Here is an 18,300-nt window from a genome sequence, read left to right as displayed (position 1 = left end):
GTCCCGGCTAGGTTGGTCCCGTGGACGCACACGAGATGCTGGCCGTGGCCGTGGCGGAAGCCCGCGCGGGACTGGGGGAGGGCGGCGTCCCGATCGGCGCGGCGCTCTTCACCGCCGACGGCGGGCTGCTCGGGCGCGGCCACAACCGGCGGGTCCAGGACGGGGACGCCTCCACCCACGCCGAGACCGCCGCGTTCCGCGACGCGGGCCGCCGGGCGTCCTACCGGGACACGGTCATGGTCACCACGCTGTCACCGTGCTGGTACTGCTCCGGGCTCGTCCGCCAGTTCGGCATCCCCCACGTGGTGATCGGCGAGGCCCGCACGTTCCACGGCGGTCACGACTGGCTCGCCGAGCACGGCGTGCGCATCACCCTGCTGGACGACCCGGGGTGCGCGGGGATGATGGCCGACTTCATCGCGGCCAGGCCCGAACTCTGGTTCGAGGACATCGGGCAGGGATGATCGGGCAGGGATGATCGGGCCGGGGTGATCGGGCAGGGTTAACGGGACGCGCCGCGGGCGGACACAGTCCCGTCACGAGGCCACGTGAGCATCGGCGGGCATGGAACGTTGGCACGTCGAAGGTTCGCTGGTGCTGACCGAGGGCGCGGTCGCCGTGGAGGTACCCGCCAGCTGGGGCGCCGAGGTCAGCCACCAACTCCGCTCCGCGGGCCCGCTGGGCCCGATCCTCGCGATCCCCGGCCCGCGCCTGCGCTGGCTGTTCCTCGCGAGGCCCGACCCGGAGCCGACGCCGGACCCCGTGCCGCCCCCGGACGTGCGCTACTGGCGCGGACCGCGCAGCATCCCCGCCGTCGAGTCCCGCTGGGTCGTCCCGCCGGAGGGCGCACTGCCCCCGGTGGGGGCGGTGCGCTGCGCCATCAGGACGGTCCGCCGCTTCCTGTAGAGAGCGGTGTTCTCGTCCGCTGCTCTGGAGCCGCACTGCGAAGGGAGCACTGCTCTCCGGTGAGAGCGGTGCCCCCTGTCGTCTGTCGTCGACCGTGCTCCAAGGGCCCGAAGGCCTAGAAGCGGGCCAGCGCCTCCTCGACCGAACCGACGACGGTGAACACCGCGTCCAGTCCGGTCGCCTGGATCGGCCGCACGGTCGCCCGGGTCGTGGCGACGAGCACCAGCGCGACTCCGAGGGAGTCCGCGCGCTGGTTGCCCACGACCAACGACTCCAGTCCGGCCGAGCCGAGGAAGCGCACGCCGCCGAGATCGACGACAACGCCCCGCACGTTCTCGACCAGGTGCTCCTTCAGCGGTCGGGCCAGCTCGTCGGCGCTGCTCGTGTCCAACTCACCGGACACGTGCAGCACCACCACGCCGTCCGCCGGCCTCTCGACCCGCACGGAAGCGAGCGTCGCCGCGGGATCTGGCACGCCGGTTCTCCTCTCACTCACCAGCGCCGCCCATGCGGCGCGTACTCCACGGTAGTACTCAACGGCCCTCGTCGACCGTTTCGGCCAAGACCAGGTCCACCAGTTCACGGGCGTCCGGTGACGCTCCGAAAGCGCGGCGTTGCCGGGCCGCGCCACTTCCGTGACTGCGCAACCATTCCAGGTGATCCTGGACCAGAGACACTGCCCCCGCGTCATCGAGAGCGTTCTCACACCAGCGCGCCATCTCGGCCACCAGGTCGCGGGCGGGCAGCAGGCGGCCGTCGCGCGGGTCGACCGCCAGGCCGTCCACGCCGTCGCGCGAGGCACGCCAGTAGGCGGCCTTCAGCAGCAGGTCGTCCACCGGCGCGGCGTCGGCCGACTCGGCGGCGGTCCGGGCGAAGGCCCTGATCAGCTCGGCGATCACCACCGCCTCGTGCGCCGTCAGCGGGACGTCGGTGACCCGCACCTCGACGGTCGGGTGCTGCTCGGACGGCCGGACGTCCCAGTAGACCATGCCCGTGTCCAGCAGCACCTCGGTCGCCTCCAGCGCGGCGACCCGCGCCTCGTACTCGGCGGCCGACCCCAGGTGCGGCGGCGGGCCGCTGATCGGCCAGCGCGACCAGACGATCGACCGCCAGCTCGCGTACCCGGTGTCCTCGGCCTGCTCGATGGGCGAGTTCGCGCTCAGCGCGAGCAGCGTCGGGAGCCACGGGCGCAGCGCGTTGCCGATGCGGATCGCGGTGTCCGGGTCCGGCACGCCGACGTGGACGTGCATCCCGCAGACGCCGGAGCCGCCGATCATCTTGCGGTGGGAGTACTCCATCAGACGATAGCGGGGGTCGTCCGTGCCCGGCGGCGGCCCGGCCGTGCCGATCGGCGGCACCGACGAGGCCATCAGCCGGCAGCCCGCGGCGTGCGCGGCCTTCGCCAGGTGGGTCCGGCCCAGCAGCACCTGCTCCATCAGCTGCTCGGTGGTCTCGCACACCGGCGTGGCGACCTCGATCTGGAACGGCGTCAGCTCCCGCTGCACGTCCAGCCGCGCCCCGGCGTGCTGCGCCACGGACTCGGCCAGCGGCACGGGTCGGCGGGATTCGGGGTCCACGAGCAGGAACTCCTGCTCGACCCCGACCGTCCACGGCTGTGTCATGCCGGTCCACATACCCAATCGGGGCGGAATCGAATCATCGAGTTTCGGATCATGGGCCCCGGGAACACGCGCCTGGTGAGACTCCGCCGCAGCGACCCGTCCGCACCGGGCTGGCACCGCCGCCGGCGCGGCCGGGGGTTCAGCTACACCGACGCCGAGGGCAACCCCGTCGACGAGGGGTCGCGGGAGCGGGTCGAAGCCCTGGTCATCCCGCCGGCGTGGCGCGACGTGTGGGTGTGCCCGCACCCGAACGGCCACATCCAGGCGGTCGGCACGGACACCGCCGGCCGCCGCCAGTACCTGTACCACGAGCGGTGGCGGCGGGACCGGGACGAGGAGAAGCACGACCGGGTGCTGGCCCTGGCGCCCGCGCTGCCCGCGTTCCGCCGGGAGGTCGCCGAGGCCCTGGACGGCCGCGGCCGCACCCGGGAGCGGGTCCTGGCGGTGGCCCTGGCGGTGCTCGACCAGGGCGTGTTCCGCGTCGGCGGCGAGACGTACGCGGCGGACAACGGGACGCACGGCGTGGCGACGCTGCTGTGCTCGCACGTCACGGTGCGGGGGAGCGTCGTCGACTTCCGCTACCCCGCGAAGGGCGGCATCGAGTTCTGCACCGAGGTCGAGGACGCGGCGCTGGCGAACGCCGTGCGGGCGCTGCTGCGGGGCCGGTCGGGGTCGGCCGAGCGACTGCTGGCGGACGCGGACGGCGGGCACGTCGACTCGGACGACGTGAACCAGAAGTTCAAGGAGATGGTGGGGTCGGAGTTCTCGGTCAAGGACCTGAGGACGTGGCACGCGACCGTGCTGGCGGCGGCGGCGTTCGCCAGGGAGGGCAGGCCGGACTCGCAGCGCGGCCGCAAGCGGGTGGAGGCGGCGGTCATGAGGGAGGTGTCGGAGCACCTCGGCAACACCCCGGCGGTGGCGAGGAAGTCCTACGTCGACCCGAGGGTCGTGAAGGCGTTCCAGGACGGGGTGGTCATCCGGCCGAGGTCGGCGGAGCGGGAAGAGGTGGAGCGGGCGGTGCTCCGGCTGCTGGGGAAGAAGAGGCGGTAGGGCTCCCGCGCGCGGAGGCTCCCGTGCGCGGGTGCCCGCGGGCCGCGCTCGGTGGTCACCGCCGGGCGGCTCACCCGGACAGCAGTGCCCCGACGTCCTCGTGCAGGCGGATCGCGCCGCCGACCACCGCGATCCCGGCCCCCGCCGCGATGGCGCGCAGCGGCAGGACCTCGTCCGCCCGACCGCCCTCCACCTCGCGCGAGCCGATCAGGGTGTCGGTCACCAGGAGCGTCGAGACGCGGCCCGCGTCCAGGGCCTCCGTCACGGCGCCCAGGCCGTGGACCGCCCGCCCGGTGAGGCGGGCCGACTCGTCGCGGAAGCGCTCGACCACCGCCCGGCGGGCGTCCTGGTTCGCCCGGCCGGCGAGGTGCAGGACCGCCTGGTCGGCCTGGCCCTCGACCTCGACCACCAGGTGGTGGTAGCGGGTGGGGAGCGCGATCCGCAGGGAGCGCCTGCCGCTCAGCGAGCCGGCCAGGACCAGCAGTTGCGCGTCCAGGCGGTCGACCAGGGAGGTCGCCTCCTGGGTCATGTCGGCCACCTCGGTGGCGTCCAGCAGGCGGTCCGGGCGGCGGGCGCCCACCGAGGCCACCGCCACCGGGCGGCCGGTCGAGTCCACGCCCCTGAGGTCCGCGCCGTGCTCGTCCACCTGGACGACCACGTGGGGGAGCAGGGGCTCGGAGAGGTCGATCAGCGGCAGGACGTAGGGCAGCGGACCGGAGCGGGCGGTGTAGCCGGCGGGCGGGACGGGGACGTAGCGGTCCACCAGCACCCTGCCGCCGCCCACCACCAGGCCCCGGCCGGCGAGGCCGCGCGGTGTTTCGCCGGACGTGATCGCGTTGTGCGCCAGGGCGACCAGGTACGCGTCCGCGCCCTGGGCCTGGAGCTGGTCGCGCATCGCCCGCCAGCGCAGGTCCACGTGCTCGCCGACGTCCAGGAACACGGAGACGAACGGTCCCTCTACGCCGACGACGCCGTGCAGGCTTTCCGTGTGCATCCGACCCTCCTGGCTCGTGGTCACCCGGGAGATACCCGGGGATTGCGCACCGCAACCGCTTCTCGGGGGTGGGATGGCACGCACGTGCCCCGCAAGTGCCCCGTCGGTGTCAGCGGGGTGTCGGAACGGAGACGGAGAGGAGAGTCCAGCGGTGGTCTTGTGCGAACGGGTGGCGCCCGGGGCTAGTCGTCGAGCAGGTCGCGCAACCGGGCCAGCGACCTGCTCAACAAGCGCGACACGTGCATCTGCGACACCCCGACGGAGTCGGCGATCTGGCTCTGCGTCATGTTCCGGAAGAACCGCAGCACGATGATCCGCCGCTCGCGCTTGGGCAGCCCCCGCAGCATCGGGTCCAGCGCGTGCTGGAGCTCGACGACCTCCAGCGCGGGGTCGTCGGACACCAGCCCTCCCTCGGCGGCGACCAGTTCGTCGTGCTCGTCCAGCGACAGCAGGTGGTACGCGGACGCCGCGTGCAGCCCCTCGTACACCTCGTCCAGCCCGATGCCCAGGTGCCGGGCGACCTCGCTGGGCGTGGGCGTGCGGCCGGTGCGCCTCGCCAGCTCCACCCGCGCGCCGTCGATCGCGGTGCACAGCTCCTTCAACCGCCTCGGCACGCGGACCGCCCACCCCAGGTCGCGCAGGTACCGCCGCACCTCGCCGGTGATCGTCGGCACGGCGAACGCGAGGAAGTCGATGCCGCGCGTGACGTCGAACCGGTCCACGGCGTTGATCAGCCCGAGGGCCGCCACCTGGCGCAGGTCCTCCACCGACTCGCCGCGCTCGGCGAACCGGTCGGCGATGTGGTGCGCCAGGGGGAGGTGTTCCGTGACGAGGCGGTCCCGCACCTCCTGGTGCCTGCTCCCGTCCGTCGCGGCCAACTCCTGGAACAGCGGTTGGTAGTCCACCGCGTTCATGCCCGGCACCTCAGTTCGACCAGCAACCGGCCGTCTCCGTCCACCCAGGTGGCCACCGCGTCGGTCACGGAGCTGACGACCCGCCAGTACAACGAGTGGTGGTCCGGGACGGTGACGGCCGATGACCGGACCTCTGCGTGAAACCGAACGGAATCGCCGTCGCGGTCGAACCGGCACCGCAGTTCCGCGTGCGCGTGGGCCCGCGCGATGAGCGCCGTGCACGCCTCGTCGACGGCGATCACGAGGTCGATGGCCAGCGACGGCGTCGACCGGGCGATCGCGCCCGCGACGGCGCGGACGGTCGAGAGGTAGGCCGGCCTCGCCGCCATCCTGAGCTCCACGTCCGAGCCGTTCATGGTGGCGAGCACTCCTCCCCGACCCCCAGGGTCCGTCGCCGGGGGCATACCCGGCGTCCAGGTGGGCTACACCCGTCCACACAGGACCGAGCAACAGAATCGTGAAAGCCGAACACCCGGCGGTCGGGTTCATCACGGTTTGCGAACGGTGGTAGTTAACGCTGTGATCGGGGCCATACTGGCCGCCTCCCGACATCCCACGGGGGCATCCCACGGAGGCGCCGGTGCTGGAGGCGAACAACCTTGAGGTGGTCTACGACGACGTCATGCTGGTGCTCCGCGGCGTGAGCCTGCGGGTCCCGGACGGGCGGATCGTCGCGCTGCTCGGCGCGAACGGCGCGGGCAAGACGACCTTGTTGCGGGCGCTGTCCGGCCTGCTCGACGTGCACGACGGCAAGGTCACCAGGGGCGAGGTCACCCTGGACGGCACGCCGATCCACAGGGCCCCGCCCGCGCGGATCGCCTCGCTCGGCGTCAAGCAGGCGCTGGAGGGCAGGCGCATCCTGGCCGAGCTGACCGTGGAGGAGAACCTCCGCGTCGGCGGGCACACCAGGCCGCGGTCGATCAAGCAGAACCTGGAGCGGATGTACGAGCTGTTCCCCCGGCTGAGGGAGCGACGGCGGCAGAGCGCGGGCTACCTGTCCGGCGGTGAGCAGCAGATGCTGTCCATCGGCCGGGCGCTCATGTCCGAGCCGCGCTACCTGCTGCTGGACGAGCCCAGCCTGGGCCTCGCCCCGCTCATGGTGCAGCAGATCCGCGACCTCGTCGTGAAGATCAACGCCGACGGCACGACCGTGCTGCTGGTCGAGCAGAACGCCACCATGGCGCTGTCCATCGCCGATCACGGCTACGTGCTGGAGAACGGCAAGGTCGTGATGGACAAACCCGCCGCCGCGCTGCTCGCCGACGAGGACGTCCGCGAGTTCTACCTGGGCCTGCGCGGCGAGGGCGCGGTGCGGTCGTTCCGCGACGTGAAGCACTACAAGCGGCGGAAGCGGTGGTTGTCGTGAGCGGACCGGTGCTGGAGATGTCGGACGTGACGCTCGCGTTCGACGGCGTCACGGCGGTGGACGGCGTGTCGTTCCACGTCGGCGCGGGCGAGCTGTTCGCGATCATCGGACCCAACGGCGCGGGCAAGACGTCGATCTTCAACGTGCTGTCGGGCGTGTACCGGCCGCAGTCCGGCTCGGTGCGGTTCGAGGGCCGCGACGTGCTCGGCACCCGGCCGCACAAGCTCGCCGCGATGGGCATCGCCCGCACGTTCCAGAACATCGAGCTGTTCGCCCACCTGACCGTGGTCGACAACCTCATGCTCGGCCGGCACAACCACATGCGCTACGGCGCGCTGGCCGCGTTCGCGTGGGTCGGCCGGGCGCGGCGCGAGGAGCTGGCGAACCGGGCCGCCGTGGAGCGGGTGATCGACTTCCTCGAACTGGAGCAGTGGCGGCGGCTGCCCGTCGGCCTGCTGCCCTACGGCGTGCAGAAGCGCGTCGAGCTGGGCCGGGCGCTGGCGATGGAGCCGAAGGTGCTGCTGCTCGACGAGCCCGTGGCGGGCATGAACGTCGAGGAGACCGAGGACATGGCCCGGTTCGTGCTGGACGTCCGCGACGAGCTGGGCATCGCGATGGTCATGGTGGAGCACGACATGGGTCTGGTCATGGACCTCGCCGACCGGGTCATGGTGCTCGACTTCGGCAAGCCCATCCGCACCGGCACGCCCGCCGAGGTGCAGCGGGACCCGGACGTGGTGCGCGCCTACCTGGGCGAGGACCACCGGACCGTGGGAGGTGCGGCGTGACGGCGCCCACGACGATCGCCACCCGCGTGCGCGACCGCGCGGGCACCCACCCGGGCGCGGTCGCGTTGCGCGCCAAGGACTTCGGCATCTGGCACGAGGTCACCTGGGCGGGCTACTGGGACCAGGTCGAACTGGTCGGGCACGCCCTGCTGTCGCTCGGCGTCGACCCCGGCGACCGGGTCGCGATCCACTCGGAGAACCGCCGCGAGTGGCTCTACGCCGACCTCGGCGCGGTCGCCGTGCGCGCGGTGACCGTCGGGCTGTACCCGACGAACCCGGCGAGCGAGGTCGCCTACCTGCTGTCGCACTCCGGGGCGCGGGTGCTGATCGCCGAGGACCAGGAGCAGGTCGACAAGGCGCTCGCCGTGCTCGACGCGCTGCCCGACCTGGAGCGCATCGTCTACCTGGAGCCGCGCGGCATCCGGGGCCGCTACGACAACCCGCTGCTGCTGGCCTGGGACGACTTCCTCGCCCTCGGCGCGGCGCACCGCGAGGAGCACCCGGACGCGGTGGACCAGCGGATGCGCCAGGTCGAGCAGGACGACGTGATGACGCTGATCTACACCTCCGGCACCACCGGCCCGCCCAAGGGCGCGATGCTCACCGTCGCCAACGTCGAGTTCGCGGTGGAGACCCTCGTCGAGGGCGGCGGGTTCACCTCGCCACCGCCGTCGCCGGACGACGTCACGCTGTCCTACCTGCCGCTGTGCCACGTCGCCGAACGCATCTTCACCACGTGGTTCAGCGCGTCGGCGGGCATCCGGGTGCACTTCGCCGAGTCCATCGAGACGGTGCAGCCCAACCTGCGCGAGGTGCAGCCGACGATCCTGTTCGCGGTGCCCCGCATCTGGGAGAAGGTGCTGGCGTCGATCACGATCAGCGCGGCGAGTGCCACCCGGCTCAAGCGGGTCACGACCCGCTTCTGGTTGCGCGTCGCCGACCGGCTCGGCGACGCCCTCGTCCGCAACGGCGGCCGGCACACCGCGGCCACCCGCCTGAAGTACGGCATCGGCTGGGTGTTCTGCTACCGGGCGCTCAAGACGCGCATCGGCATGCGGCACGTCCGCTACGCCTCGTCCGGCGCCGCGCCCATCTCGCCGGACGTGCTGCGCTTCTTCATGGGCATCGGCGTGCCCGTGCACGAGGTGTACGGGATGACCGAGAACAGCGCCATCGCCACCGGCAACCGGCCCGGCCGCGTCAAGGTCGGCACGGTCGGCGAACCGCAGCCCGGCGTGGAGCTGCGCATCGCCGACGACGGCGAGATCCAGACCCGGCACGCCGGCGTGTTCGCCGGCTACTGGCGCGACGAGGACGCCACCCGGCGGGCCATGACCGCCGACGGCTGGCTGCGCACCGGCGACGTCGGGGAGTGGGTCGACGGCACGCACGTGCGCATCACCGACCGCATGAAGGACATCATCATCACCGCGGGCGGCAAGAACGTCGCGCCCTCCGAGGTCGAGAACGCGCTCAAGACCTCCCCGTACATCAAGGAAGCGATCGTGCTCGGCGACCAGCGCCCCTACCTCGTGGCGCTCATCGGCATCGAGCACGACACCGTCGGCCACTGGGCCAGGCAGCGCAAGCTCGCCTACACCACCTACCGCGACCTCGCGGAGAAGGACGAGGTGCGGGAGTTGGTCCAGGGCATCGTGCTGGAGGTCAACGAGAGGTTCGCGTCCGTGGAGCAGGTGAAGAAGTTCCGGATGCTGCCCAAGGAGCTGGACCACGAGGACGGCGAGCTGACCGCGACGCAGAAGGTGAAGCGGTCCGCGCTCGCCAAGGTCTACGGCGAGCTGGTCGATGACATGTACCTCGGCGGGACGAACGCACGGGGGACGGGCGCACGGGGGACGAACGCACGGGGGACGAACGCAGGGGGGCGCTCGTGAGCGAGTTCCTCCAGTCCCTCGTCCGGGGCCTGGGCACGGGGTCGATCTACGCCCTGCTCGCCCTCGGCTTCGTGATCATCTACAAGTCGACGCGGGTGATCAGCTTCGCCCAGCCGGCGTTCATGCTCGCCGGCGCGGTGCTGGTCAGCTACCTGACCGCCGAAGTCGGGTTCTTCGTGGCCGTGCCGGTCGCCGCGCTCGTCATCGCCGTGCTGGCCCTGGGCGTGGAGCGGACCGTGCTGCGGCCGATGATCGGCAAGCCGGTGTTCGTGGTCGCCATCATCACCATCGGCGTGGACGTCGTGGTGCGCGTGGTCACCAACGCGTTCATCGGGCTGGACGTGCGCCAGGTCGGCGACCCGTGGGGCCTGGACACGGTGTCCCTGCTCGGCGTGGACGTCCAGCAGCGCTACCTGGTGATGTTCGCGACCACCGTGGTCGTGGTGGCCGTGCTGTTCGCGTTCTTCCGCTTCTCCCGCGTCGGCCTGGCCATGCGCGCCGTCGCCCACGACCAGGAGGTCGCCCTCGCGCAGGGCATCTCGGTGGGGTCGGTGTTCGCCCTGTCGTGGGCCATCGCGGGCGGCCTGGCGGCGCTGGCAGGGGTGTTCGTCGCCACCGGCGCGGGCGTCGACCAGCAGCTGTGGATCGTGGCGCTCAAGGCCCTGCCCGCGATCATCCTCGGCGGCCTGGACTCGCTGGGCGGCGCGGTGGTCGGCGGGCTGGCCGTCGGCGTCGTCGAATCGCTCGTGGGCACCTACCAGGACGGCGTCGCGCCGTGGCTGGGACCGAACTTCGCCCTGGTCGCGCCGTACGTGCTGATGCTGGTCGTGCTGTTGGTGAAGCCCTACGGGCTGTTCGGCAGCCGGGAGGTGGAACGCCTGTGAAGGGTCGTCCGGAGCTCTACACGTCCTACGCGCAGGACACCGCGTTCCTCAACACCAGGCCCAAGCGGGCGTGGACGGGCGCGCTCGTCGCGTTCGCGCTGCTCGTGCCGTTCATGCTCGCCGACGACCTGCTGATGCTGCTGGCGACCGGGTTCGTCGCGGCCATCGGGGCGATCGGGCTCAACATCGCCACCGGGTACGCGGGGCAGGTGTCGCTGGGGCACGCGTTCTTCCTCGCCATCGGCGCCTACACCGGCGCGGCGCTGTCCGGGGACCCCGACGGGCGCGTCCTCGGGTTCGGCGTCACGTCGCTGCCCGTGTGGCTGCTGGCCTCCGGCCTGGTGGCCGGGCTCGCCGGGCTGGTCGTGGCGCCGCTGGCGGTGCGGCTGCGCGGGCTGTACCTGGCGATCGTCACGCTCGGGCTGGTGTTCCTCGGCGAGCACGTGTTCCGCGAGTGGACGTCGCTCACCGGCGGGCCGGGCGTGGGGCGACCTGCGGCGGTGCCCGAGCTGTTCGGCGTGCGGCTGGACCGGCCGTCGGAGTTCTTCACCGGGCCGCAGCAGCTGTACCTGCTGATGTTCGTCCTGCTGGTGATCTTCGGCGTGCTGGCCCGCAACCTGGTGCGGTCGCGGATCGGGCGGGCGTTCGCCGCGGTGCGCGACCGGGACCTCGCGGCGGCGGCCATCGGCGTCGACCTGTCCCGGTACAAGGCGCTGGCGTTCGCCGTGTCCTCCTTCTACGCGGGCGTGGCGGGATCGCTGCTGTTCGTGGTCAACGGGTTCTTCGACCCCGGCTCGTTCGGCCTGCTGCTGTCCGTGCAGTACATCGCGATGGTGCTGATCGGCGGGGCGGGCACCATCTCCGGCGCGGTCATGGGCGCGCTGTTCATCACGCTGCTGCCGCGCGTCACCAGGGAACTGCCCGCGGTGCTGCCGTTCGTCAGCTCCGACGCGACCGGTGCGGTCACGGTGTTCCAGGTCGAGGCGGTCCTCTACGGGCTGCTGATCGTGGTGTTCCTGATCGTCGAGCCACGAGGCCTGTTCGGTATCTGGGTGCGCGTCCGCAACTACTGGCGCACCTGGCCTTTCTCGTACTGACCTCGTACCAAGGATGGAGATGGGATGGCAAGGCACAGAGCGGTGCTCGCGCTGTTGTCCGTGGTGGCACTGGCCTCGGTGGCCTGCCGGGGTGGTGACGGCGGGGAGGCGGTCGAGGGCAAGGGCGGCATCAAGGTCGACTTCGGGGTGACGTCCGAGCCCTGCGAGGACACCGGTCACGCCGACCGCGGCTGCATCTACCTCGGCACGATCTCCGACCTCACCGAGGGGCCGTTCAAGACCCTGGCCGTGCCGATCACCGAGTCGCAGAAGGCGTTCTGGAAGCGCGTCAACGACCAGGGCGGCATCGGCGGCTACGACGTGGACGTCACCACGTACGTGGCGGACAACAAGTACAACCCGCAGATCCAGAACCAGGTGTACCAGGAGATGAAGGGCAAGATCCTGGCCCTCACCCAGACCCTCGGCTCGCCCACGACCGCCGCGATCCTCCCCGACCTGGAGAACTCGCAGATGGTGAGCGTGCCCGCGTCGTGGACGTCGCTCTGGGGCCACGAGGAAGTCGTGCTGGAGTCCGGCGCGAACTACTGCGTCGAGTCGATGAACTCCGTCGACTACGCGGTCGACGAGCTGGGCGCGAAGAAGGTCATGGCCGTGCACCTGCCCGGTGACTACGGCGACGACGCCGCGGCGGGCGCGAAGATCGCGGCGGAGAAGCGGGGCGTGCAGTTCGCCGACGCGGTCACCCAGACCGGCCAGGACAACCAGGGCGGCGCGATCGACGCCGTGCTGGCCAACCAGCCGGACGTGGTCATCCTGACCACCGGGCCGACCGACGCGGCCGTGATCATCGGCCAGACCGCGGCGCGCGGCTTCAAGGGCAAGTTCATCGGCACCTCGCCCACCTGGAACATGGGCCTGATGCAGAGCCCGGCCGCGCCCGCGATCAAGGCGCTGTACCTCCAGTCCGCGCCGTGGAAGTCCTGGGCGACCGACACGCCGGGCCACAAGGCGCTGCGCGAGGCCCTGCCGTCGGTCACGCCGAACGACGGCTACACCGCGGGCTGGGTGTGGGCGTACCCGTTGAAGGCGGCGCTGCAGAAGGCCGCCGAGAACAAGGACCTGACCCGCGCGGGCGTGCTGAACGCCGTGCGGCAGCTGGAGTCCGTGGACTACGAGGGCATGCTGCCGACCGGCGCGGGCAAGTTCACCGGCACGCCGGACGAGTCGACGTTCCGGCAGACGCTGATCTACAAGCCGGACGAGCAGGCGGCCACCGGCGTCGGCCTGGTGGAGGACTTCTTCACCGGCCCGTCGGCGAAGGACTTCACGTTCGACAAGCCCTGCTACCAGTAACCACCCGTCGACCAAGGCCGGCCCGGCGTCACCCCGACGCCGGGCCGGCCTTCGTCAACGACGGGCCCACCCACACGCCGACGCGCTCCGGACCGGGGCAGCCGCCGCCGTCGGCCGGCACGTGGAAGTCGAGCGCCTTGGTGAGCTGCGAATCGTCCGCGATGGCGACCCGCGCAGTGAGCCGTTCGTATTCGCCCTCGACCGCGAACTCCAATCGCGCCGAGGAACACCACGCGCCGCTCGCGGAAATCGATTCGCGGTGCTCCACCCCGCTCACCCGCGCCGCCGCGACCTGCCACGGGCTTTCCGCGTACGCCTCGTCGACGGAGGTGCTGCCGACCGGCTCCAGGTCGGCCAGTCGGATGGCGCCCGGCCCCGCGGCCGGCGCCGAGGTGGCCGGCAGGGATGCTGCCCGCGGGGACGGCGACCACGCGTCCCACCGGCCGATCACCACCCCGGCCGCGAGGACCGCCACGCCTGCGGCCGCCAGTCCCACCGCCGTCCGGGTCCTGCGCGGGCGTGCTGTCCGTAAGTCCCGACCGTCCACGGGGAGGAATCCCTTTCAGGCATAAGACGTGAATGGGACTCGCGCGACGCACCGGACCCCGGTGCGCGATGCGGCACCACAGCACCGCGCCAATCGAGATCGACCCGGATCGCACATTCGGAATTCCGCAATTGCCGCACCATCGCGGCACCCGTCCGGCGCGGGACTCCGGGCTCCTCCCGTCCAGGGCTCCTCCCGTCCAGGGGTCCTTCGGTGACGGATGGACGTATCAGCGCGGCCGCTCGGTCCTCCATATGGGTATCCGGGACGCGGGAGGGCGGCATGGCGGGGCACACGGGCGGTCGGGCGGTGCTCCAGGTGCACCCGACCAGGCTCTGCAACCTGCGCTGCCTGCACTGCTACTCCAGCTCCGGGCCGGACGTCACCGAGTCCGTGCCGATCGGCGTGCTCTCGCGGGTCGTGCGGGACGCCGCCCTGCTCGGCTACGACGTGCTCAACGTGTCGGGCGGCGAACCGTTCCTCTACCCCGAGCTGCCCGCCCTGCTGCGCGCCGCCCGCGACGCCGGGATGCGCACCACGGTCACCACGAACGCGGTCGCGCTCACGCAGCGCCGGATCGGGCTGGTGCGCGGGGCCGTGGACCTCGTCGCCGTGTCCCTGGACGGCGACCGCGCCACGCACGACCGCATCCGCGACCAGCCGGGCGCGTTCGAGAAGGCGTTGACGGGCATCCGCAGGCTCACCGAGGCGGGCATCCCGGTCGGCGTGATCACGACCCTCACCCAGGGCAACGCCACCCAGCTGGGCGACGTGGCGCTCGCCGCGCACGGGGCCGGCGCGCTGCTGCTCCAGGTGCACCCGCTCGAACCCGAGGGCGCGGCCAACCGCCTGATGGCGGGGGAGCGGCCCGACGCCGTCGAACTCGCCTACGCGGCGGTCGAACTGGGCCGCATCGCCGAGGAGCACGGCATGGCGGTGCAGCTGGACGCCGTGCCGCGCACCATGCTGGCCCGCAGCCCGGAGGCGTTCATGGCCGCACCCGTCGACGACCCGCTGCCACTGGGCCGCTGGCTGACGCCGCTGGTGGTCGAGGCCAACGGCGCGGCGGTGCCGGTGTCCTACGGCTTCGACCGCCGCTACGCCCTGGGCAACGTCGGCGACCGGCCGCTCGCCGCGCTGGCCGCCGAGTGGGACCCTGCGCCGTTCCTGGGGCTGTGCCGCGCCACGTGGCAGCGCCTGGTCGACAGCCGCACCGGACCGCTCGTGCCGTGGTACGGCCACCTGCTGCGCGCCTCCCGCGTGCGGCGCTCCGCCACCGCCGGCCGCTGAACGCTCCTCCGCCGGGGACGCCGGCACCGGGACGTCAGCGGGCCAGGAACTCGTCCACGTCCAGGGTGTTGATCACCCGGTCCGGCGTGACACCGCACTCCTCGGCCCGCTCGCAGCCGTACGACAGCCAGTCGAGCTGGCCCGGCGCGTGGGCGTCGCTGTCGATCGCGAACGAGCAGCCCATCGCCACCGCCAGCCGCAGCAGCCTGCCCGGCGGGTCGCGGCGCTCCGGCCGCGAGTTGACCTCCACCGCCGTGCCGCCCTCCACGCACGCGTCGAACACCGCCTCCGCGTCGAACTCGGACTCCGGCCGCCCCTTGCCGGTGACCAGCCGCCCCGTGCAGTGGCCCAGCACGTCGACGTGCGGGTGGGACACCGCCTCGACCAGCCGGCGCGTCATCGCGGGACCGGGCATCCGCAGCTTCGAGTGGACGCCGGCGACCACGACGTCCAACCGCGCCAACAGGTCCTCGTGCTGGTCGAGCGCGCCGTCGTCGAGGATGTCGACCTCGATGCCGGTCAGGACGCGGAACGGCGCCAGCTCCTCGTTCACCGCCGCCACCGCGTCCAGCTGTCGGCGCAACCGGTCGGCGGACAGCCCGTTGGCGACGGTGAGGCGCGGCGAGTGGTCGGTCAGCGCGACCCACGAGTGCCCGAGGTCGCGGGCCGCCTCGGCCATCTCCCGGATCGGGCTGCCGCCGTCCGACCAGTCGGAGTGGGTGTGGCAGTCGCCCTTGAGCAGCGCCCGCAACGCCTGGCCGCCGACGACGGGTTCGCGCCCCCTGGCCAGGTAGGACGGCTCCCGCCCGGCGAGGGCGTCGGTGATCACGCCGGCGGTGGACTTGCCGATGCCCGGCAGGTCGGTCAGCGTCCCGTTCGCGGCACGCCGCTCCAGCTCGCCGTCGGCGAGCCCCGCCACGACGTCCGCGGCCCGGCGGAACGCCCGGACCCGGTACGTGGGTTCACCCGCGCGCTCCAGCTGGAACGCCACCTGCCGCAATGCCCAGAGGGGGTCCACCGCCCAGTTCTACCGCTCCCGCGCGCCGACCGCGAACCGCACGGCCGCGGTGGCCCCATGACCGGGTGGTCGGGCGGGCGGCTCTCGACTTGGCACCGGTGCCCTCGCGCACCTTGCGACCGCCGTGCCGGCCGCCAGAGGATGTCCGCCATGTCCCCACGTGCCGGCACGGTCGGGTCGCGGCGCAGGCCCAGCAAGGGCGACCTCACCACCCAGGCGATCCTGGACACCGCCTCGCGCCTGTTGCAGACGCGCTCCCTGGACGACATCGCGGTCGACGAGCTCGCCTCCGGCGCGGGCATCTCCCGGTCGACGTTCTACTTCCACTTCGCCTCGCGCGAAGCCGTGCTGCACGCGCTGTCCGGCGCGATCCTCGATGCCGTCTACGAGTCCGCGTCCTCCTGGCTGCGGCGCGGCAGCGAGCCGCCCGAGGACTCGATCCGCCGGGCGCTGGGCGCGAGCCTCGCCCTGTGGCGCCGGCACGGCCCGGTGCTGCGGGCCGCGGTCCGCGCCCGCGACACGGACCCGTCGATGCGCGAGTTCTGGTCGGGGGTGGCCCGGCGCTTCATCGACTCCACCGCCGACCAGATCGACATCGAGCGGGCCGCGGGCGTCGCGCCGCCCGGACCGGACTCCCGCGCGCTGGCCACGATCCTGGTGCAGATGAACGAGCAGGCGTTCCTGGCGCGCTCGCGGGCCCGCCGTTCCGCGGCCAAGGACCGGGAGCTGGTCGACACCCTCACGTGCGTGTGGCTGCGGTCGGTCTACGGCATCGCCGGGTGACGCCCAAGGGGTCCGACGCAGGGGGTCCGACGCAGGGGCGCCAACGCGGGGTCCTCGGCGCGGGGTCCCTCAGCGCAGGGTCCCTCAGCGCGGCACGGGGCGTCCCACGAGGTCGACCAGCCGGTCCAGCGAGGCGTCCATCGCCGACGCCGCCCGGCGGCGGCCGAACACCCTGAGCAGCAGCCCCCGCACCTCGGAGGCGGGCACCTGGAGCAACCGCAGCCGCACGACCGTGCCCCCGTCCGCGGTGGCCGCCAGCTCCACCCGGAACTCGGTGCGCAGGGCGAAGCGCGGCGCCGGGCGGCCGTCGAGGCGCTCCGCGACGTGCCGCCACGCGATCACCGTCGGCCGGCGGAACTCCACGACCTCCTGGTCGACCTCGGACACGTGGCCGTCCCACCGGCCGTGCTGCGTGCGCCGCTCCCCGCACCCCGCGCCGGAGGTGACGTCCACCCGGTCGCAGTCGGCCAGCCACGCCGCCGTGCTCGACGCGCGCGACACCACCTGCCACACGCGTTCCGGCGACGCCGCCACGCACCTGCCGCGCACCACCTCGATCACGCGGCCATCGTAGTCAGCGGAACCAGGGGCCGCCCGGTGCGAGCCGGTGCCCCAGCGCGCGGTACACGGCGTCCACAAGGGACTGTCCGCGCTCGTTGACGCCGACGCCCGGCCCCATCCGCGTCATCACGTACCCGAACGACATGCGCGCCGCCGGCGACGCGAAACCCAGCGACCCGCCCATGCCCGAGTGGCCGAACGCGTCCTCCGCCAGCACGACACCCCGGTCGGCGGGCGGCAGGTGGCCGTTGCCCGCGGACTTCATGAAACCCGCCGAGAACCGGGTGGGCACCAGCAGCACCTCGTCGAACCCGGCCGACTCCACCGCCGACATCGACGCCACCTGCGCCTCGTCCACCAGCCGCACCCCGTTGTACCCGCCGCCCAGCGCCAGCGGCCGGTACATCTGCGCCAACCCCCGCGCGTTCGCCATGCCGCCCACGGACCCGTACTCGGCGGCGCGCGCCTCCCGCGTGTTCGACGATGCCGCGTACCCGCCGTCGTTCGTCAGCAGCAGCGCCTGCACCGACCCCGGCTCCGCCACCGCCCGCCGGTACAGGCTCGACACCGGCGACCCGGGCGGCGGCGGCAGGGTGGGCGCGACGAGCGGCTCCAGGTCCTCCGGCAGCCGCAGCCAGAAGTCCAGCGCCAGCGGCCCGGAGACCTCCTTCTCGAAGAACTCCGCCAAGCCCAGCCCGCTGACCCGCCGCACGACCTCGCCGACCAGGTGGCCGAAGGTCAGCGCGTGGTAGCCGTGCCGCGTGCCCGGCTCCCAGAACGGCTCCTGCGCGGCCAGCGCGGCGGTCGTCGCCGCCCAGTCGCGCAGCAGGCCCGGCGCGGCCGGCTCGCGCAGCGCGGCCAACCCCGCCCGGTGCGCCAGCAGGTCCCGCACGAGCGTCGTCGCGCCGCCGAACTCCGGCCAGTAGCGGGTCACCGGCGCGTCCAGGTCGAGGTCGCCGCGCGAGGCCAGCACGTGCGCGCACAGCGCGGTCGCGCCCTTGGTGCACGACCACACGTGCGTGAGGGTGTCCTCGCGCCACGGCCGACCGCCCGCGTCACCGCCCCACAGGTCGACCACGGTCTCCCCGTCGACGGTCACGTGCACGCCCGCGCCCTCCTCGCCCCGGTGCGCGAAGTTGGCCTCGAACTCGGCGCGGACCTCGGCGAAGTCCTCGTGGCAGGTGCCCTGGACCGTCATCGACCCTCCCGGTGCTGCGGTGGTGGGACACCATGCCACCACCGTGAGCCACGACACGTGAGTAGGGATT

20 protein-coding genes are annotated in these 18,300 nt (G+C 72.8%); 11 read left to right on the top strand and 9 right to left on the bottom strand.

Annotated elements, in window-relative coordinates:
- Nucleotides 1-35 precede the first annotated feature (35 nt).
- The gene (locus J2S66_RS19985; RefSeq protein WP_310314923.1) at nucleotides 36-464 is read left to right on the top strand and encodes a nucleoside deaminase; all 429 of its coding nucleotides are present in this window, start codon (nucleotides 36-38) and stop codon (nucleotides 462-464) included.
- A gap of 100 nt (nucleotides 465-564) precedes the next feature.
- Nucleotides 565-906 carry a hypothetical protein gene (locus J2S66_RS19980; protein WP_310308697.1) on the top strand — a complete coding sequence of 114 codons (342 nt, stop codon included), beginning with the start codon at nucleotides 565-567 and terminating at the stop codon, nucleotides 904-906.
- Between the two features lie 115 nt (nucleotides 907-1,021).
- On the opposite strand, the gene J2S66_RS19975 is transcribed toward J2S66_RS19980, so the two are convergent.
- Together J2S66_RS19975 and J2S66_RS19970 are read right to left on the bottom strand one after the other, a co-directional pair.
- Nucleotides 1,022-1,381: an STAS domain-containing protein gene (locus J2S66_RS19975; RefSeq protein WP_306749392.1), complete on the bottom strand. Its 360-nt coding sequence runs from the start codon at nucleotides 1,379-1,381 to the stop codon at nucleotides 1,022-1,024.
- Nucleotides 1,382-1,439: 58 nt separating this feature from the next.
- The gene (locus tag J2S66_RS19970) at nucleotides 1,440-2,528 is read right to left on the bottom strand and encodes a carboxylate-amine ligase (protein WP_310308696.1); all 1,089 of its coding nucleotides are present in this window, start codon (nucleotides 2,526-2,528) and stop codon (nucleotides 1,440-1,442) included.
- Between the two features lie 75 nt (nucleotides 2,529-2,603).
- Here J2S66_RS19970 and J2S66_RS19965 point away from each other — a divergent pair, with 75 nt between their 5' ends.
- Nucleotides 2,604-3,578, top strand: a complete 975-nt coding sequence (locus J2S66_RS19965) for a DNA topoisomerase IB (RefSeq protein WP_310308694.1) — start codon at nucleotides 2,604-2,606, stop codon at nucleotides 3,576-3,578.
- A 70-nt stretch (nucleotides 3,579-3,648) separates the two neighbouring features.
- Here J2S66_RS19965 and J2S66_RS19960 read toward each other — a convergent pair whose 3' ends face one another.
- The 3 genes from J2S66_RS19960 to J2S66_RS19950 form a co-directional block, all read right to left on the bottom strand.
- Complete coding sequence (locus J2S66_RS19960) at nucleotides 3,649-4,572, bottom strand: baeRF2 domain-containing protein (protein WP_310308692.1); 924 nt, start codon at nucleotides 4,570-4,572, stop codon at nucleotides 3,649-3,651.
- A 182-nt stretch (nucleotides 4,573-4,754) separates the two neighbouring features.
- Nucleotides 4,755-5,486 carry a SigB/SigF/SigG family RNA polymerase sigma factor gene (locus J2S66_RS19955; protein WP_310308691.1) on the bottom strand — a complete coding sequence of 244 codons (732 nt, stop codon included), beginning with the start codon at nucleotides 5,484-5,486 and terminating at the stop codon, nucleotides 4,755-4,757.
- A complete protein-coding gene (locus J2S66_RS19950) occupies nucleotides 5,483-5,842 on the bottom strand; it encodes an ATP-binding protein (RefSeq protein WP_310308690.1) in 360 nt (119 codons plus the stop codon). The genes J2S66_RS19955 and J2S66_RS19950 overlap by 4 nt, the downstream gene beginning before the upstream one ends.
- A gap of 224 nt (nucleotides 5,843-6,066) precedes the next feature.
- On the opposite strand from J2S66_RS19950, the gene J2S66_RS19945 reads away from it, so the two are divergent.
- The 6 genes from J2S66_RS19945 to J2S66_RS19920 are packed head-to-tail and all read left to right on the top strand — an operon-like array spanning nucleotide 6,067 to nucleotide 12,833.
- On the top strand, nucleotides 6,067-6,852 hold the full coding sequence (locus tag J2S66_RS19945; protein WP_306749386.1) for an ABC transporter ATP-binding protein: 786 nt from the start codon (nucleotides 6,067-6,069) through the stop codon (nucleotides 6,850-6,852).
- On the top strand, nucleotides 6,849-7,640 hold the full coding sequence (locus J2S66_RS19940) for an ABC transporter ATP-binding protein (RefSeq protein WP_310308689.1): 792 nt from the start codon (nucleotides 6,849-6,851) through the stop codon (nucleotides 7,638-7,640). The genes J2S66_RS19945 and J2S66_RS19940 overlap by 4 nt, the downstream gene beginning before the upstream one ends.
- A complete protein-coding gene (locus tag J2S66_RS19935; RefSeq protein WP_310308687.1) occupies nucleotides 7,637-9,535 on the top strand; it encodes an AMP-dependent synthetase/ligase in 1,899 nt (632 codons plus the stop codon). Before J2S66_RS19940 ends, J2S66_RS19935 begins: the two co-directional genes overlap by 4 nt.
- The gene (locus tag J2S66_RS19930) at nucleotides 9,532-10,419 is read left to right on the top strand and encodes a branched-chain amino acid ABC transporter permease (RefSeq protein ID WP_306749383.1); all 888 of its coding nucleotides are present in this window, start codon (nucleotides 9,532-9,534) and stop codon (nucleotides 10,417-10,419) included. Before J2S66_RS19935 ends, J2S66_RS19930 begins: the two co-directional genes overlap by 4 nt.
- Entirely contained in the window at nucleotides 10,416-11,516 is a 1,101-nt protein-coding gene (locus J2S66_RS19925) for a branched-chain amino acid ABC transporter permease (RefSeq protein ID WP_310308686.1), read from the top strand. The genes J2S66_RS19930 and J2S66_RS19925 overlap by 4 nt, the downstream gene beginning before the upstream one ends.
- Nucleotides 11,517-11,540: 24 nt before the next feature.
- On the top strand, nucleotides 11,541-12,833 hold the full coding sequence (locus J2S66_RS19920; protein WP_310308685.1) for an ABC transporter substrate-binding protein: 1,293 nt from the start codon (nucleotides 11,541-11,543) through the stop codon (nucleotides 12,831-12,833).
- 28 nt (nucleotides 12,834-12,861) lie between these two features.
- Here J2S66_RS19920 and J2S66_RS19915 read toward each other — a convergent pair whose 3' ends face one another.
- Entirely contained in the window at nucleotides 12,862-13,329 is a 468-nt protein-coding gene (locus tag J2S66_RS19915) for a hypothetical protein (RefSeq protein WP_310308684.1), read from the bottom strand.
- Nucleotides 13,330-13,662: 333 nt separating this feature from the next.
- Between J2S66_RS19915 and J2S66_RS19910 the strand changes: the two genes are divergently transcribed.
- Nucleotides 13,663-14,670: a radical SAM protein gene (locus J2S66_RS19910; RefSeq protein ID WP_310308683.1), complete on the top strand. Its 1,008-nt coding sequence runs from the start codon at nucleotides 13,663-13,665 to the stop codon at nucleotides 14,668-14,670.
- Nucleotides 14,671-14,704: 34 nt separating this feature from the next.
- On the opposite strand, the gene J2S66_RS19905 is transcribed toward J2S66_RS19910, so the two are convergent.
- Nucleotides 14,705-15,688: a PHP domain-containing protein gene (locus J2S66_RS19905; protein ID WP_310308682.1), complete on the bottom strand. Its 984-nt coding sequence runs from the start codon at nucleotides 15,686-15,688 to the stop codon at nucleotides 14,705-14,707.
- 150 nt (nucleotides 15,689-15,838) lie between these two features.
- On the opposite strand from J2S66_RS19905, the gene J2S66_RS19900 reads away from it, so the two are divergent.
- On the top strand, nucleotides 15,839-16,471 hold the full coding sequence (locus J2S66_RS19900) for a TetR/AcrR family transcriptional regulator (protein WP_310308681.1): 633 nt from the start codon (nucleotides 15,839-15,841) through the stop codon (nucleotides 16,469-16,471).
- Between the two features lie 84 nt (nucleotides 16,472-16,555).
- On the opposite strand, the gene J2S66_RS19895 is transcribed toward J2S66_RS19900, so the two are convergent.
- Together J2S66_RS19895 and J2S66_RS19890 are read right to left on the bottom strand one after the other, a co-directional pair.
- Nucleotides 16,556-17,032 carry an SRPBCC family protein gene (locus J2S66_RS19895; RefSeq protein WP_310308680.1) on the bottom strand — a complete coding sequence of 159 codons (477 nt, stop codon included), beginning with the start codon at nucleotides 17,030-17,032 and terminating at the stop codon, nucleotides 16,556-16,558.
- A 13-nt stretch (nucleotides 17,033-17,045) separates the two neighbouring features.
- On the bottom strand, nucleotides 17,046-18,230 hold the full coding sequence (locus J2S66_RS19890) for a serine hydrolase domain-containing protein (protein ID WP_310308679.1): 1,185 nt from the start codon (nucleotides 18,228-18,230) through the stop codon (nucleotides 17,046-17,048).
- Between the last annotated feature and the right edge of the window lie 70 nt (nucleotides 18,231-18,300).

The organism is Saccharothrix longispora (assembly GCF_031455225.1).
GTDB lineage: Bacteria > Actinomycetota > Actinomycetes > Mycobacteriales > Pseudonocardiaceae > Actinosynnema > Actinosynnema longispora.
Note: the sequence above shows the minus strand (reverse complement) of the source record. Positions and strands in the feature narration are given on the sequence as shown.

Excerpts from the sequence above, each read along its gene's own strand:
- J2S66_RS19985 (WP_310314923.1), top strand. The coding sequence starts at position 36 with ATGCTGGCCGTGGCCGTGGCGGAAGCCCGCGCGGGACTGGGGGAGGGC.
- J2S66_RS19980 (WP_310308697.1), top strand. The coding sequence starts at position 565 with ATGGAACGTTGGCACGTCGAAGGTTCGCTGGTGCTGACCGAGGGCGCG.
- J2S66_RS19970 (WP_310308696.1), bottom strand. The coding sequence starts at position 2,528 with ATGACACAGCCGTGGACGGTCGGGGTCGAGCAGGAGTTCCTGCTCGTG.
- J2S66_RS19960 (WP_310308692.1), bottom strand. The coding sequence starts at position 4,572 with ATGCACACGGAAAGCCTGCACGGCGTCGTCGGCGTAGAGGGACCGTTC.
- J2S66_RS19955 (WP_310308691.1), bottom strand. The coding sequence starts at position 5,486 with ATGAACGCGGTGGACTACCAACCGCTGTTCCAGGAGTTGGCCGCGACG.
- J2S66_RS19950 (WP_310308690.1), bottom strand. The coding sequence starts at position 5,842 with ATGAACGGCTCGGACGTGGAGCTCAGGATGGCGGCGAGGCCGGCCTAC.
- J2S66_RS19920 (WP_310308685.1), top strand. The coding sequence starts at position 11,541 with ATGGCAAGGCACAGAGCGGTGCTCGCGCTGTTGTCCGTGGTGGCACTG.
- J2S66_RS19910 (WP_310308683.1), top strand. The coding sequence starts at position 13,663 with ATGGCGGGGCACACGGGCGGTCGGGCGGTGCTCCAGGTGCACCCGACC.
- J2S66_RS19900 (WP_310308681.1), top strand. The coding sequence starts at position 15,839 with ATGTCCCCACGTGCCGGCACGGTCGGGTCGCGGCGCAGGCCCAGCAAG.
- J2S66_RS19890 (WP_310308679.1), bottom strand. The coding sequence starts at position 18,230 with ATGACGGTCCAGGGCACCTGCCACGAGGACTTCGCCGAGGTCCGCGCC.